This is a genomic window from Paraburkholderia sp. GV068 (assembly GCF_003058125.1).
In the GTDB taxonomy this organism is placed as follows: domain Bacteria; phylum Pseudomonadota; class Gammaproteobacteria; order Burkholderiales; family Burkholderiaceae; genus Paraburkholderia; species Paraburkholderia graminis.
Map to the genome: position 1 here is coordinate 1 of NZ_QBUB01000016.1, position 15,313 is coordinate 15,313.

The 15,313-nt window shown below is 60.8% G+C and carries 14 protein-coding genes and 1 pseudogene; 3 read left to right on the plus strand and 12 right to left on the minus strand.

Annotated elements, in window-relative coordinates; translation table 11 throughout:
* Positions 1–202 (plus strand): annotated as a pseudogene (gene sdhB / locus C8K18_RS26700) (succinate dehydrogenase iron-sulfur subunit); the annotation flags it as partial.
* A gap of 96 nt (positions 203–298) precedes the next feature.
* On the opposite strand, the gene C8K18_RS26705 reads toward sdhB, so the two are convergent.
* From C8K18_RS26705 to C8K18_RS33860, 3 genes are all read right to left on the minus strand, one after another.
* On the minus strand, positions 299–619 hold the full coding sequence (locus C8K18_RS26705; protein ID WP_025602071.1) for a pyrimidine/purine nucleoside phosphorylase: 321 nt from the start codon (positions 617–619) through the stop codon (positions 299–301).
* A gap of 167 nt (positions 620–786) precedes the next feature.
* Complete coding sequence (locus tag C8K18_RS26710) at positions 787–1,491, minus strand: hypothetical protein (RefSeq protein ID WP_107710481.1); 705 nt, start codon at positions 1,489–1,491, stop codon at positions 787–789.
* 75 nt (positions 1,492–1,566) lie between these two features.
* Entirely contained in the window at positions 1,567–1,722 is a 156-nt protein-coding gene (locus C8K18_RS33860) for a hypothetical protein (protein ID WP_244231059.1), read from the minus strand.
* Between the two features lie 297 nt (positions 1,723–2,019).
* On the opposite strand from C8K18_RS33860, the gene C8K18_RS26720 reads away from it, so the two are divergent.
* Positions 2,020–2,529: a GNAT family N-acetyltransferase gene (locus C8K18_RS26720; protein ID WP_107710480.1), complete on the plus strand. Its 510-nt coding sequence runs from the start codon at positions 2,020–2,022 to the stop codon at positions 2,527–2,529.
* Between the two features lie 3 nt (positions 2,530–2,532).
* Here the strand turns inward: C8K18_RS26720 and C8K18_RS26725 are convergent, their stop codons facing one another.
* The 7 genes from C8K18_RS26725 to C8K18_RS26755 all read right to left on the minus strand — a co-directional run bounded on the left by C8K18_RS26725 (position 2,533) and on the right by C8K18_RS26755 (position 9,196).
* Positions 2,533–3,294 carry an IclR family transcriptional regulator gene (locus C8K18_RS26725; RefSeq protein ID WP_029971455.1) on the minus strand — a complete coding sequence of 254 codons (762 nt, stop codon included), beginning with the start codon at positions 3,292–3,294 and terminating at the stop codon, positions 2,533–2,535.
* Positions 3,295–3,383: 89 nt separating this feature from the next.
* Positions 3,384–4,136 carry an amino acid ABC transporter ATP-binding protein gene (locus C8K18_RS26730; protein WP_006047669.1) on the minus strand — a complete coding sequence of 251 codons (753 nt, stop codon included), beginning with the start codon at positions 4,134–4,136 and terminating at the stop codon, positions 3,384–3,386.
* The gene (locus C8K18_RS26735) at positions 4,133–4,783 is read right to left on the minus strand and encodes an amino acid ABC transporter permease (protein WP_006047668.1); all 651 of its coding nucleotides are present in this window, start codon (positions 4,781–4,783) and stop codon (positions 4,133–4,135) included. The genes C8K18_RS26730 and C8K18_RS26735 overlap by 4 nt, the downstream gene beginning before the upstream one ends.
* 22 nt (positions 4,784–4,805) lie before the next feature.
* On the minus strand, positions 4,806–5,522 hold the full coding sequence (locus C8K18_RS26740; protein WP_006047667.1) for an amino acid ABC transporter permease: 717 nt from the start codon (positions 5,520–5,522) through the stop codon (positions 4,806–4,808).
* A gap of 40 nt (positions 5,523–5,562) precedes the next feature.
* On the minus strand, positions 5,563–6,396 hold the full coding sequence (locus C8K18_RS26745; protein WP_053859662.1) for a transporter substrate-binding domain-containing protein: 834 nt from the start codon (positions 6,394–6,396) through the stop codon (positions 5,563–5,565).
* Positions 6,397–6,693: 297 nt separating this feature from the next.
* Positions 6,694–7,884, minus strand: a complete 1,191-nt coding sequence (locus C8K18_RS26750; protein WP_107710479.1) for an aminotransferase class V-fold PLP-dependent enzyme — start codon at positions 7,882–7,884, stop codon at positions 6,694–6,696.
* A 337-nt stretch (positions 7,885–8,221) separates the two neighbouring features.
* The gene (locus tag C8K18_RS26755; protein WP_107710478.1) at positions 8,222–9,196 is read right to left on the minus strand and encodes a Tim44 domain-containing protein; all 975 of its coding nucleotides are present in this window, start codon (positions 9,194–9,196) and stop codon (positions 8,222–8,224) included.
* A 233-nt stretch (positions 9,197–9,429) separates the two neighbouring features.
* Here C8K18_RS26755 and nhaR point away from each other — a divergent pair, with 233 nt between their 5' ends.
* Complete coding sequence (nhaR, locus tag C8K18_RS26760; RefSeq protein ID WP_006047663.1) at positions 9,430–10,326, plus strand: transcriptional activator NhaR; 897 nt, start codon at positions 9,430–9,432, stop codon at positions 10,324–10,326.
* A gap of 570 nt (positions 10,327–10,896) precedes the next feature.
* On the opposite strand, the gene rpoD is transcribed toward nhaR, so the two are convergent.
* Positions 10,897–13,320 (minus strand): RNA polymerase sigma factor RpoD, encoded by a 2,424-nt coding sequence (gene rpoD / locus C8K18_RS26765; RefSeq protein ID WP_107710477.1) that lies wholly within the window; start codon positions 13,318–13,320, stop codon positions 10,897–10,899.
* A 91-nt stretch (positions 13,321–13,411) separates the two neighbouring features.
* Positions 13,412–15,286, minus strand: coding sequence for a DNA primase (dnaG, locus tag C8K18_RS26770; protein WP_107710476.1), 1,875 nt, complete (start codon positions 15,284–15,286; stop codon positions 13,412–13,414).
* Positions 15,287–15,313 lie beyond the last annotated feature (27 nt).

Sequence of the window (15,313 nt, forward strand, 5' to 3'; positions counted from 1 at the left end):
GGCGGGTCTGTTGCAGGCTTATCGTTTTATCGCGGATAGCCGTGATGAGGCGACCGGCGAGCGGCTCGACAACCTCGAAGATCCGTACCGTCTGTTCCGTTGCCACACGATCATGAACTGCGTCGACGTCTGCCCGAAGGGACTGAACCCGACGAAGGCGATTGGCAAGATCAAGGAATTGATGGTTCGCCGCACTGTCTGACACGCACACATCGACGCACGCATCGCTGCGTCGGCTGGAGTCCTGTTCCGGGACTCCAGCATCTTCATTCTTCCCTATGACGTCGCTCGATTGCGTTTACAGATAGCTGCAAACGTAGTCGAGCGTCTCGATCACGTCGATGTCGAAACGGCTTTTGCCCGGCACCGAAAACGACTCCCCCGCGCTATAGGTTTTCCACTCGTCGCTGCCTTCGAGGCGGATGCGGCATTGGCCCGCCTGCACTTCCATCAGTTCCGGCGCGTCGGTGCCGAAGTTCAGCGTGCCCGGCAGGATCACGCCGAGCGTCTTGCGTGAGCCGTCGGCGAACAGAACGGTGTGCGACACGCATTTGCCGTCGAAGTAGACGTTGGCGCGTTTGATAACGGAAACCTGATCGAATTGCGTAGCGGCCGTCATGGCGATGTTCCTGTGAGTCGTCGTGAAAGAATGCGCGTGCGCCGCGTGGCGGCACCGCTGCTAGATGCGTTTTGCGCCGACCATCGACGCAAGCGTGCGGTCGGATGCAAGCCCGCCATGATACAGGCGAGCGCGGCCGTGCAACGACATGCGCATCGCGCCGCGGTTCAGTCGGCCCGGCGCCAGCGGCCAGACTCCTCGCATACGACTACCGGTTGGCCGTCCAGCAACACTTGCTCTGTGTCTGGATGCGAGGCGGGCAATGCAGCAACGTCGAAGTCAATGTGAAGCGCGCGCGCCACATGCGCGTCTTCGATAGGAAGCTCCCACGTCAGGAACATCTGCACGCAATGCTGATCCAGCGTGAAGTCGCTCGCATTAAAACCGCTGCTGTCGCGACGGATTACACCATGAGGCTGGCCGGTGTCGAATATCAGCGCCGTGCCGCGCGTCAACGGAATACGCTGACCTGTGCCCGCGAAATGCACGTCGAAGCCCTGGTCTTCGGTGAGGAAGAGATTGCAGAACGCCGCGCCGCCATACTGCTCGGCGTCGTGGTGATACCTCGCGCCGCGGCACGCCATCAACGCTACGTCGCTCGAGGCCAGCACGCCGGGTAATCCGAGTGAGTGCGTCCAGTCCGACATCGCCTGCACGCAACGCGGGTAGTCCGGCCAACGCACGCGCGTTCGCGCGAAAGGCATCGCCTCGACGTCGCCAGGTTCCAGGTTCATGCGCGACGAGGTTTCTCTTTCCCAATCCATTAACACACGCTGCGGGGGCATGGGTATATCGACGACGCCCGACAGCACGACGTCGCTCACGCGCCGACTGCGAATCGCATCGCCGCTGGAGAAATAGGAGATCAGCATATCTCGCGCGTTAAACTGTTCGGATGACGAATCATCTATGTATCGTAACCATTAGAAGCGATGTTTGCTTCCGACTCAAAGCCAGCGCCAGATGCCTGCCGCGAAGCCCGAAAGCGGAATATGCGCCCACGTAGCGGCAAGCCACACAACCAGGCCACCGAGCAACGTGTGTGCGAAGTGACCGCCCACGAAGGCAAGCGCGGCTGCGATGACTGTGATGCTGGTTTCCATTGAATGGCTCCTGAACGAAGGTTCGAAACGCGGCCGCATTGCCACTACCTGGAAACCAGATGAAGAACAACGCAGTTCGTCGCGCAGTCGCCGCGTGCCTCGTATTGTGCCTGAGTGCCTGTGCACACCATGCAAGGGATCAAATGGCAAGCCTCGCATTGGCTCTCGGCAGATTACTCGTGATCCTTTAAAGTAAGCGCTGAAGTTCACGGCGAAGACGAGTTCAACGAGGATTTTTCTTCCGCTCAACAGCCGCGCTTTGCCACACCTTCTTCGCCCGTCACGGAGACCGCCAAATTGCTCATTCGCCAACTTGTTCCATCCGACGCGCTGACCTTTCAAGCCCTGCGTCTTTCAGGACTGAAGGAGACGCCCACATCGTTCGCGTCGAGCTATGAAGAAGAAGTGCATCGTTCATCCGATGACATCGAAAGGCAGTTAACGAAGCAGGACGACCACGGAGTTTTTGGCGCGTTCCACGACACGCAGCTAATAGGCATTGCAGGACTCGGACGCGAGAACCACACCAAGTTGCGCCACAAGGCGTTCGTCTGGGGCGTCTACGTCGCACCGGAACAAAGAGGCCGCGGTGTCAGCAGAGCCCTCGTCAGCGAGGCGATCCGTTTTGCGCAGTCGGTGCCTGGCATTACGCAAGTCAACATCACGGCCAACGCATGCAACGATGTCGCTATCCGGCTTTATTCATCGCTCGGATTTAAACAGTTCGGACTCGAGCCTGGCTCGATGATTGTCGAAGGAAAGCGGTACGACGAAGTGCATATGTCGTTGCACTTCGAACCACGCTGAGATCTACAACCGCACATAAGGTTGCGACAAGGCCTTCGCCGACCTGATCAGATCTTCAAGCATCGTCGCGCGCTTCTCGGGATCGGTATCGCGGCTCGTCATGAAGCACAGCGCCGCGACGGGAAGACCCGTGCGATCGCGTATCGGCGCGGCCATGCAGAGCCGGAAAGTGTGAGACAAGCCTTCCGTGCAGCAGTACCCCTGTTCGGCGGCGCGCTGCACGTCATGAACGAAATCGTCGAAGTCAATGCGTCTGCCGTTGTCGAGCACGAAGTCATCGTCTGGAATCAGGCTGCGAATTTCGTCGGCACGCAAATGAGCGAGCAGCAGGCGTCCAGACGCCGTCCACGGAATCGGCACCTTCACGCCAATGTCGGAACTGATATTGAACGGCCGCGAGCTGTTCTCCGACAGCACTACCGTGTACTTGTTGCCTTCGAGCATGCACAACTGCGCGGTCTCGTCGTGGGTTCGCACGAGTCCGAGAATCGCCTGGTGCGCGCGGCTGATCAGATCATTGTGAACCGCATAGTCGGCCCCGTAGTAATGCATCTCGCGGCCGAAGAACACGCTGCCGTCGGGCGTTGTCTCGAGCCAGCCCGCTTCCGTGAGCATGGTCACCAGTTCGTAGATGCTCGAGCGCGGCGCGCCCGTCGCTTCGATCAACTCGCGCATCGTCATCGGGCGCCGCGCAATATGCAACTGCTTCAGAATGCCGATCACGCGATCGACTCCCCTGGCCCTGGTTGATTCCGGTGCAGACATTCATTCAACTCCGTCAGCGATAGGGTTCGCACTGTATCTGTTATGTGACGCGAGTCTGGCATGCGGCGGGCGATGCGCCGTGCGGCCCCTCAATGGTCGAGCACGCGATGCAGGAACTGCCGCGTGCGTTCGTTCTGCGGATTCACGAAGATCTGCTCAGGCGCACCTTGCTCCGCGATCACGCCTTTATCCATGAACACGACACGGTCGGCCGTTTTGCGCGCGAAACCCATTTCATGTGTGACGACGACCATCGTCATCCCGTCGCGCGCGAGTCCGCGCATGACTTCCGTTACTTCGCCGACGAGCTCCGGGTCGAGCGCGGACGTGGCTTCGTCGAAGAACATGATGCCCGGTTCGACGGCCAGCGCTCTTGCAATGGCCACACGTTGTTGCTGGCCGCCGGAGAGCTGGCTCGGATAGTGTTCGGCGCGGTCCGCGAGACCTACTCTGTCGAGCGCCTCCATGCCGCGCTTGCGCGCGTCGGCCGCATTCATCTTGCGCGCCTTGATGAGCGCCAGCGTCACGTTGCCGAGCGCGGTCTTATGCGGAAACAGATTGAACTGCTGGAACACCATGCCGACGTGCCCGCGAATCTCCTTCGCGCGACGTGCATCGTGAAGCGGCACGTCGTTCACCCAGACTTCGCCCGCATCGGCTGTTTCAAGGCCGCTCATGATGCGCAGCACCGTGCTCTTGCCGGAACCCGATGCGCCGATCAGCACGAGTACTTCGCCCGGCCGCACGTCGAGATCGATTTCCTTCAGGACCTGCGTGGCGCCGAACGATTTGCCGACGCCCGTGAGTTTGATAATCGGCTTCGACGTAGTGACTGTGGTCATGACAGCAGGCTCCTTCTTCGGTCATGGTGGCGCACCCACTGCGATAGTGGAAAGCACACGATGAAATAAAGCACGGCAACGAGTCCATAAATCTCAACCGGCTTGCCAATCCGGTCGACGATGGCCTGCCCGCCATGCATCAATTCCGACATGCCGATCATGCTCACAATCGACGTGTCCTTGATCAGCGATAAGTACTGGCCGATAAGCGGCGGCATCACGATCTTTCCCGTCTGCGGCAAGATCACCGAGAAGAACGCCTGCGTCTTGCTGAGCCCGAGAATCTGCGCGACTTCCCATTGGCCTTTCGGCACCGCTTCGATGCCCGAGCGGAATACCTCGGCAATGTAGGCGCCCTGATAAACGCTTAAGCCGACGACGCCCGCGGCGAATACATCGATCGCGTAGCCGAAGTAGGACACGCCGAAGTAGATGAACATCAGCGTGATGAGCACCGGCGTGCCGCGAAACAGTTCGGTATAGAGCCGTGCGACGGTCGGCGTGCCCCACGGCCCGAACGAACGCAGCACGGCTGCGAGCAGGCCGATCAACGTTCCGCCGACAATCGCCGCCGCGGACAACAGCAGTGTCGCGAGCAATCCCTGAAAAAGGATGGCGAGGCTCGTCATTAACAATTCGCTCGACATGTTCGGTCTCCGGTTTCAGCGCTCAGGTGCGATCGGCCTGTCGTGCGACAAGAAAGAGTCGCCGCGTGCGTTTCTTCACTTCGAGCGGCGGATGAAAAACGCGCACGCCGATTTGGCCCGCGACCCACGACAGCACATTGCTAAGGAACAGATACGCAATCAGCGTGATCGTGAACGTCTGGATATAGAGCAGCGTGCGAGCATTGATGACAGTCGCCGTGCCGCTCAATTCAGGCAGCGCAATTGCCGACAGAAGCGACGTGCCCAGCAGCAACTGAATCAGGTTGTTGACGATCGCCGGATAAACCGCGCGCGCCGCCTGCGGCAACACAACCTCCATGAAAATCTGCGAGCGTTCGAGCCCGAGAATCGACGCGGCCTCGAGTTGTCCGCGCGGCACCGACTGGATGCCGGCGCGAAATACCTCGGCGAGATAGGCGCCGACGTTCACACCCAATGCGATTACGCCGGCCGTATAAGCGTTGAGCGTGATGCCGAGCGACGGCAACCCGAAGAACACGATGAATATCTGTAATAGCACGGGCGTATTGCGGATCGCCTCGATATAAACGCTCGCAATACCTCTCAGCAGCCGCACGCGCGACGCGCTCGCCAGCGCGGTCAGCAAGCCGAGCACCATCGACAGAACGAAGGCCAGCAGCGTGACCTGGAGCGTCAGCCACGACGCGCGAACGAAATCGTTCAAATAACCCGCGAGGGTTATCCATTCATAGCTCATGGTTCCTCCGTCCGTTGAACAACAACTTGCATGCGCGCATTCAGTACTGCGGATTCAGCGGAAAACGCGGCTCTGTTCCGAACCACTTCTTGTAGAGCTGCGCATTCTGTTTCGACGCATTGATGTTGAAGAGGAACAGGTTCAGGTAATTGAGCCACACCTGATCGCCCGCCTTCACGCCGAACGCGTTGTACTCCAGCGGCACAAGCGCTTCGTTGGTGACCGTCAGATTCGAATCGAGCGATGCCTGATAGGCCAGAAAGTTGTTGTCCTCGATCATCGCGTCCGCCTGCCCCTGCTTCACCGCGAGAATCGCGGCCTGCGAGCTGTCGAACTCCTGAATCTTGACCTGCATGTTCAGCGAGCGCACTTCGTCGCCGTTCGTCGAACCCTTCACTGTCGCAATCGTACGATTGGCCATATCGTTGATCGACTTGATGCCGCTGCTTTTCTTGACCAGCAGCGCCTCGCTCGCCACCACATACGGATTCGTGAAGGCGATTTCCTTCGCACGTTCCAGGTTGCGCGTGAAGTTGCAGAACACCACGTCGACCTTGCTCGTTTGCAGGTTCGGAATGCGGTTCGCGCTCGTCGTGTTGACGACCTCGAGCTTGACGCCCATCTGCTTCGCCAGTTCTTTCGCGAGGTCGACGTCGTAGCCGTCGGGTTGGCCGTCCTTGTTGTAGAAGCCGAACGGCGCGAAGGTCAGGCAGTCGCCGACCCGCAGCGTGCCGCGCTGCAAGACCTGCTTGAGCGTCGAATCGGCTCCGGCGCTTTGTTCCGGCGGCGTCACCTTGGTACAGCCCACGAGCGTGAGCAACGCGGCCGCGGCAAACAAAGAGGCAAGTCGTGCGCTTTCCCTGACAAATCTCATTTTCGATCCCGGTCTGGTGTTGAAGCTTCGTGCGTGGAAGAAACGGCGATCAGCATGGTCTTCGCGGCATGTCCGCTATCGGCGGGACAGAAGTGATCGCGCGGCTGAAGTTGGTCGTCTGATATATCGGAATCGTGTCCGGCACAGCAGATAGTCGCAGTGTTTCATGCGAAAAAAATGCTGGCAATGGGGTATACACCGTCGAGCGCGGTGGTTTTTCGGCGATGGCGGGGAAGGTGGCGATGGCGGACGAGGCGCGAAAGCGCCCGTCCGTTTGCTGCTAGCCGAGGCGGCGATTTATGCGCGCGCGTCCCTGACGGCCGCGCGGAGGGCATCGACGAACATGTCGAGGTCCGCTTCGTTCATGTAGATATGCGGCGACACGCGCAGGCCTTGCAGCTCGCCGACGCAACGGTACTTGACGTGAATCGCGAACGATTCCCGCAATGTACGCTCGACGCGCAGGGCGTCGACGCCTTCGATAGAAAAGAGGCTCACGGCGCCGAGCGTTTCCGTGTCGAGCGGCGTGTGAAAGCGTAAGCCGGCGATGTCCGCGGCGCGTGCTGCCCAGTAACGGGTCAGCGCGCTGAGCCGTGCATGAATGTTGGCGGCGCCGATCGCCTGATGGAAGCGAATCGCCGGTTCGATGCCCGCTTGCAGCGCCGAGTTATAGGTGCCGAGATTCCAGTGATCGAATTTGTCGATGGCATCCGGCGCGGCATCGAACGGAGCGAGCAGCGGCCAGGTCTCGCGTATGCGCTGTCGATTGACGATCAGCATGCCATTGCCGACGGGCGCGCCGAGCCACTTATGCAAACTCGTGACGAAGAAATCGCAGCCGAGTTCGCGGAAGCTCACCGGCATCTGCGCGAACGACTGCGCTGCATCGACAACGGTGATGATGCCGCGCTCTCGCGCGAGCGCGCACAAGCGGCCGACAGGCAGCACTCTGCCGGTCCAGTGAAGCATATGCGTCAGGTGAAGCGCGCGCGTGCCGGAACGCATCGCGGATGAGTACGCCGCGACGATTTCGTCGTCGCTTGCAAGCGGATCGAACGCGGCCGTGTCGACAACAATGCCCTCGCGCGTCTGCCGCTGCTGCCAGCCGCCAAGTGCGCTCGGGTAGTCCCACGGAGACACGAGCACCCGCTCGCCGGCCGACAACGGAATGCCGAAAATCGCCACGCTCAGGCCTTCGCTTGCGTTCCGGTTGAGCGCGATTTCGTCGGCGGCGCAATCGGCTAGTGCAGCCAACTGCCGCTTGATGTCCGGCAGCTTCGCATCCAGACCGGTCCACATGTTGACGTCCGGATTTTTGCTGACGAAGCGATAGGCGTCGATGACCGCCTGCTCGACAACCAGCGGCGGCGGACTCACGGCGGCGTTGTTCAGATTGAGCAGCGGATGCTGCTTCGGGTATGACTCGCGCACGCGTGCCCAGTCCACGCCGGCGTTGGTTTTTGTGAAGCTCAAAGTGTCCGTGTGCATTCGCTCGTCCTCTGCGTGGCGCGACGCGGGGGCGCGTCTTTCGGTGCCGACGTTAACTTAGCCGGTAACCGGGTGCGTGTCTCGTCGTTGAGGCGGCGAAAACCGCACGCAGAAAATGTTTTTACGGCCGGAGGAAAGAGGTTGTGCCGTGGGGACCGCTGCCGACGATGCCGCGGCAGATGCGGTCCGCCGACAACGGTGTATTAGGAGAGGCGCGCATGTAGCGCATAGATTGACGTTGTTCTTTTTTTGACGAGGGCGCGCACCAAAAGATGCACGCCCTCTCGCACACACGCCCGACCGATTGCATCCGGTCAGGCGTAGTTCCTTCGCTCGCTTAACGATCCAGTTGCTGAATGCCCGCGAGTCGCCACGTATCTCCGGTATGCGCGCTTCGGACAATATTCCAGACCTCCTGGAACGGTTGCGCGGTCGGTGCATCGTCCTCACGCATCTGGCCGTAGAAGCGCACGCTGACGAACGTTTCGTTTGCCGTACTTTCGACACCGAGCACTTCCGCATCGAGTTGCGGCACCTCCGTACGGCTCGGCTGGCTGCCGCGGCCCTCCAGATCGCGCTTGAGCTGCGCGAACATCTCAGGCGTGGTCAGCTCGAACAGGTCGCCCTGCTCGTTGGCGTCCCATGCACGTTGAAGACGCATGAACATGGTTTTCGCCGACGTCACCAGTTCAGCCTGATCGAGCCCGAGCGGCTGCGACGGCGCGCTGAATGCGCCCGTTGCAGCGACCGGATTCGTCGCGGCGCGCTGCGTGCCGAAAAAATTCGTATCGGGCCGCGCCTGGCCGTTCTGGTTCGGGTGCTGGAACGGCGAACCGTTGCCCTGCGACCGGCTCGCGGCGCCCTGTCCATAAGCCAGATCCGGACGACGACGATTAGCGATAAAGCGGAACAGCATCACGCCGGCCATCACGACGAGGCCGATCAGCAGCATGTTCGACAGCATTTGCGCGAGCCCCGCGCCCAGTCCGAGCGACGACAGCAACGCGGCGATGCCGAAGCCGGCGGCGAGACCGGCCAGCGGACCGAGCCAACGGTTGCGCGCGGGCGCCGCGGCCGGCGCCTGCGCGGCCTGCTGCGCCGGCTGAGCCTGCTGGCTTCGTTGCGCCGGAGCGGACGGCGACGCCATCTGCGACTGGCGTCCGATGCTTTGACTGCCGCCGACGCGCTTCGCTTCGGCGTCGTTGGCCGCCAGCGCGCCGAGCGCCAGCACGGCCGCGAGACCGAGCGTCGCGGTGCCGCGCGTCACCTTACTGGCGACACGGCGGAACTGATTGATGGCTTGCGTATGCATATAAACCTCTCTTGATGAACCGGGGCGCCCGCCTCGCGCGTCGTCTTCACACGCGACTAGCTTACGGACGGTAATTTTCTTCGGTCGCCATGTTTGCCGCTGGTCTGCCGGCAATTTGCAACGTACGACCTGCGAGCCTTCAATCTAGCCGAAGTCCAGACGACGGAAAATTCGTATTTTTATTGCTGATCATTCGTAAAAACCGTAACGTTGCTGAATCGACGGAGGAACGCGTGAACTTCAAGCATCTGTATTACTTCTGGGTCGCGGCGCACGCGGGCGGGATCGTGCGCGCGGGCGAGCAACTGCATGTCACGCCGCAAACGCTGAGCGGTCAGATCAAGCTCCTCGAAGAAGCGCTGGATAAGAAGCTGTTCAGAAAGAGCGGACGCACGCTCGAACTCACCGACGCGGGACGGCTCGCGCTCGACTATGCGGACGAAATTTTTTCACTGGGTTCGGAACTGGAAAGCGCGGTGCGCCGCGAGAAAGAGGTCGGCACGCAATCGCGGTTTCGTGTCGGCATCGCGGACTCGGTGCCGAAGGCGATCGCCTACCGGCTGCTGGAACCCGCGCTGAGCGCGCCGGTGTCGCTGCGTGTGATCTGTCACGAGGGCAAGCTGCATGCGTTGCTCGCGCAACTGGCCGTGCACCGGCTCGATCTGATCATCGCCGATGCGCCCATTCCCGCCGACGTCAACATCAAGGCGTTCAATCACCGGCTCGGCCGTTCGACGTTAAGCTGCTTTGGCGCCGAGTCGCTGCTGCAGGGCGTTCGCAAACGCTTCCCGCTGTCGCTCGGTCAGTTGCCGCTGCTGCTGCCCGGCACGGAGTCGGCGGTGCGCCGCAAGCTGGATCATTGGCTCGCGTCGCGCGCGATTTCACCGCGGATCGTCGGCGAATTCGATGACGGCGCGATGGCCCTCGCGTTCGGCCGCGAAGGACGCGGTCTGCTGTTCGCGCCGACCGTGCTCGAGGCGCAGTTGCAGGCGGAACACAAACTGACCACGGTCGGCCAGATCAATACGATCGTCGAGGAATTCTTCGCGATCTCGATCGAGCGCCGCATCAGTCATCCGGCTGTCGCGATGATCATCGACGCCGCGCGCAGCGAACTGTTCAATGCGTAGACGGCAACGCGCAGGCACGCACCAAGAAAAAAGCCACTCGCGATGAGTGGCTTTCGAAATGTTTGGTGGGCCTCCCGTGAGTCGAACACGGCACCAACGGATTATGCTACCCAGCTACGGCTTTCGCCGCCCCTTTCGGGTTTGTGGTCTGGACTGTCTCTTGTCTTTACGACCTGCCCGTTCAGTCTCTACACGTTCTCTCAAAGAGAGCTTCGCTCGGGATTGCCACGCTGCGAGCAGCAGAGGTTTCCCCGAATTTGAGCAGTTCTACCAGGGGGCAGAGCTAACTTACCCCAAGGCAACCCATTCACGACTCACCATGCCAAGCTGCATGGTTTAGGTGAGCCTTTGCTAAGTCCGCTGCTCTAACCAGGCATGAGCTAGAGGCCCTGAGAACTCGGGATTTTACCGTATCGGATGCAAACAACGAAGGGCTTCGCGTGCGGCCCGCCTTCTGACTGGCCGACTACATGAAAAAGGGGCTTCCGCAACCGCTTCGCTTTTGCGAAACGACCGGGAAGCCCCTTTGACATCATGTGCCGCTAACAACGCTTCAGACAATCGCGTCGATCAGTTCCCTTCAAGGAACGACTTCAGCTTGTCGGACCGGCTCGGGTGACGCAGCTTGCGCAGCGCCTTCGCCTCGATCTGACGAATCCGCTCACGCGTGACGTCGAACTGCTTGCCGACTTCCTCGAGCGTGTGGTCAGTGCTCATCTCGATACCGAAACGCATGCGCAACACCTTGGCTTCACGCGGCGTCAGCGAGTCGAGCACGTCTTTCACGACATCGCGCATGCTTGCATGCAACGCGGCGTCTGCGGGCGCGACCGTGTTCGTGTCTTCGATGAAGTCGCCAAGATGCGAATCGTCGTCGTCACCAATCGGCGTTTCCATGGAGATCGGCTCTTTCGCGATCTTCATGATCTTGCGGATCTTGTCTTCCGGCATTTCCATCTTCTCGGCCAGCGTTGCCGGGTCCGGCTCGAGACCGGTTTCCTGCAAGATCTGACGCGAGATGCGGTTCATCTTGTTGATCGTCTCGATCATGTGAACCGGAATGCGGATGGTGCGCGCCTGGTCCGCGATCGAACGCGTAATGGCCTGGCGAATCCACCACGTTGCATACGTGGAGAACTTGTAGCCACGACGATATTCGAACTTGTCCACCGCCTTCATCAGGCCGATGTTGCCTTCCTGAATCAGGTCGAGGAACTGCAGACCGCGGTTCGTGTACTTCTTCGCAATCGAAATCACGAGACGCAAATTCGCCTCGGTCATTTCGCGCTTGGCCTGACGCGCCTTCAGTTCGCCCGCCGCCATTTGCCGGTTGGTTTCCTTCAGGTCCTTCAGCGGCAACACGACACGCGCCTGCAAATCCAGCAGACGTTGTTGCTGCTCGCGAATGGCCGGAATGTTCCGCGTGAGGATCGCGCTATACGGATGCCCTTCGCTGACGATCTTGTCGGCCCATTCGAGATCCGTTTCGCTACCCGGGAAACGCGCGATAAATTCGGCGCGCGGCATGCCGCACTTGTCGACGACGGTGTGCAGAATCTGACGCTCGACCTGACGCACTTCATCCACTTGCGCGCGCAACGTGTCGCACAGACGCTCGACGGTACGCGCGGTGAAGCGGATCGTCATTAGCTCGTTCTGGATGGTTTCCTGCGCCTTCAGATAGGACTTGGACTTGTAGCCTTCCTTCTCGAACGCGCGACGCATCTTGTCGAACCATTCGCTGATGAGGGCAAATTTTTCGAGCGACGCACGCTTGAGCGCTTCCATTTGCGCTGCGTTGGCCGTGGCCTGCGCGGTGCCGTCGTCTTCTTCCTCGTCCTCTTCGTCCTCTTCCTCTTCTTCCTCTTCTTCGCTCTCGATGGCTTCCGCTTCCTGCACCGAGAAGCCGTCCGCGTCTTCCGCGTCGGCGTCGATCAGGCCGTCGACCAGTTCGTCGATGCGGATTTCCTCATTCGCGACGCGCTCGGCCATGGCCAGAATGTCGGCGATCGTGGTCGGGCACGCGGAGATGGCCATCACCATGTGCTTCAGGCCGTCTTCGATCCGCTTCGCAATCTCGATTTCGCCTTCACGCGTGAGCAGCTCGACCGTGCCCATTTCGCGCATGTACATGCGGACGGGGTCGGTCGTGCGGCCGAATTCGGAGTCGACGGTGGAGAGCGCGACTTCGGCTTCCTCTTCCACTTCGTCGTCCGACGAAGCGGCCGGAGCGTTGTCGTTCAGCAGCAGCGTTTCGGCATCGGGCGCCTGCTCGTAGACAGCCACGCCCATGTCGTTAAACGTGCTGATGATGCCTTCGATCGCCTCGGTCTCGGTGAAGTTGTCCGGCAGGTGATCGTTGATTTCAGCGTATGTGAGGAAGCCGCGCTCCTTGCCGAGCTTGATCAGCGCGCGGAGTTTCGAACGACGCTCTTCCAGTTCCTCGACCGTGCCGGGCTGCGACGACGAAAACGCGTCTTTCAGCAGCGCCTTTTCTTTCGCACGGCGGTCGCGAGCCTTGGCCTTTTCCACTTTGCCGGGAGCGGCCACAGGGGTTTCTTCGCTTTGGGTTGCGTCGTCATCGACGGGTACTTCATTCAGCTTTTTCGTCATGGAGTTCGCCGTACCGGCTGTAGTCTCGACTCGCGGCTGGTGGACAACAGCCGGTTGAACCGTGGATACTGGAGTCTCGCGCACTGCCGCATCGTCCTGCGCGACAGCCGCTTCCCTTGCGCTTCTGACACCCGGCCGCCTCGCAGCCGGAGGCGGTACGGCTTGCGCCGTCTTCGTGACCGCCGTTGCCACTCCTTTTGCCTTGCCTGCCGGCTCCGCTTGCGCGGGCGAAGTGGTCGATGATTTTCTCCTGGCAGCCGGTGTCACGCTGGCAGCAGACACCTTCCGGGTAGAAGAAACCAACTTGGCCGAGGCGACCTTTGCGGTCTGCTCCGTGGAGCGTGGGCCTGTTTTGCTCTTTCCACCTGTAGTCTTTGCCATCGCATCGCCTTTTCGCCTTTGCTAGGAAAACCCTTGAAAAACAAACCGCTGGAAACCTTTTATTATACCACTCAGGCTTCTGCGGCTCCGCCTACAAGCCGAGCTGGCGCTTCATGTCAGCTCGCTTACGATTAAGCTCCGCGAGTTCCGCGAACTCCTCCGGCGTGTGCCGGGATTGCCGCGAAAGCTGCTCGAGACGATCGCAATAAGCGTCGTAACGCATCTTCAGAATCGCCGCTTTCAACTCCTCTCCGACGATCCGTTCCTGCTCGCGCCGCTCCTCGATGACGGTCGCATCTTCCGGGTCCTTCAGCAACAAATCCCGGACATTTTCATCATAGTCCAGAATTTTGCGAAAGATTTCCTCGAAAGTTGGGGCGTTTGCACCGTTTCGCAATAGGTCGGAGAGCAACTGGAACTCCGCCGAATCGCCGAGTGCGCGCGCGTGCGTCGTCACTTCCTCGAATAGCTCGCCGTGCCGCGTGACGGTCAGCAACGCCTGTTCGGCCTCTTCATCGAGCACCGCGACCGTGCGCGGATACATCACAAGATTGCGCAGCGTCTTTTCCTCGATGCCCGTCACGCTGCGCCGGTCCTTGCGAGCCGGCGCGAGGCGCGCGGCCGCCGCGATGCGCGAATCGACCTCGCAGAGCGCGGCCACCTCGTCGAACGGCACGTCGAGCCGGTCGGCGAACATATGCATGATCTGCGCGCGCAACGCATTGGCCGGCAGCGCCTGCAACAGCGGCTTCGCGTCGAACAGCGCGCGCGCCCGGCCTTCGGGCTGATCCAGTTCCTTGCCGGCGAGCACTTCGTTCAGCATGAACTGCGACAGCGGCATCGCACGCTCGACCTGCTCGGCGAACGCCTCGGTGCCGAATTCGCGCACGTAGCTGTCCGGGTCGTGCTCCGCAGGCAGAAACAGGAAGCGGATGGTCCGGTTGTCCGCCGCATGCGGCAAGCAGGCGTCCAGCGCGCGACGCGCGGCGCGCCGCCCAGCCGAATCGCCGTCGAAACTGAAAATGACCGTGTCGGTCTGGCGCATCAGCTTCTGCACATGGACCGGCGTGCAAGCCGTGCCGAGCGTGGCGACCGCGTTCTGGAACCCCAATTGAGCCAGCGCGACCACGTCCATATAGCCTTCGACGACCAGCACGTAGCCCTGTTCCCGAATCGCGAGACGCGCCTCGAAGAGGCCGTATAACTCGCTGCCTTTGTTAAATAGCGGCGTTTCCGGAGAATTCAAATATTTCGGCTCACCGCCGTCCAGCACGCGGCCGCCGAAGCCGATCACCTGTCCCTTCACATTGCGTATCGGGAACATGATCCGCTCGCGAAAGCGGTCGTAGCGCCGGTTCTGACCCTGTGCGTCCGATTTTTCGCTGACGATCACGAGACCCGATTCGACCAGCGAGTCATCGCGATAGTTCGGAAACGCGGCTTCGAGGTTCTGCCAGCCGTCCGGCGCGTAGCCGAGGCCAAAGCGCGCGGCGATCTCGCCGGTCAGGCCGCGCTTCTTCAGATATTGGATCGCGACCGGCGCGCCGCGCAGTTGCTTGCGGTAGTAATCGCAGGCGGTCTGCATGACGTCGGAAAGCGCGGTGGTGACTGCTTTGGAAGCGGCCGGCGAATAGCCGCCGCCCGAGCCGCCTGCGCCTCCGTAGCCGGGCGAAGGCTCGTTCGGCACTGTCAGGCCGACGGATTGCGCAAGTTCGTTGACGGCTTCGGGAAACGAGGCGCCGACGTGTTCCATCAGGAAACCGATCGCCGTGCCGTGGGCGCCGCAGCCGAAGCAGTGATAGAACTGCTTCGTCGGACTAACGGTGAACGACGGGCTTTTCTCGTTGTGAAACGGGCAAAGCCCCATGAAGTTCGCGCCGCCCTTCTTCAACTGCACGTACCGGCCCACCACGTCGACGATATCGACGCGGTTGAGCAGATCCTGCAGGAATGACGGAGGAATCAAGGTAGATGACGCTGCCTGAATGACTGC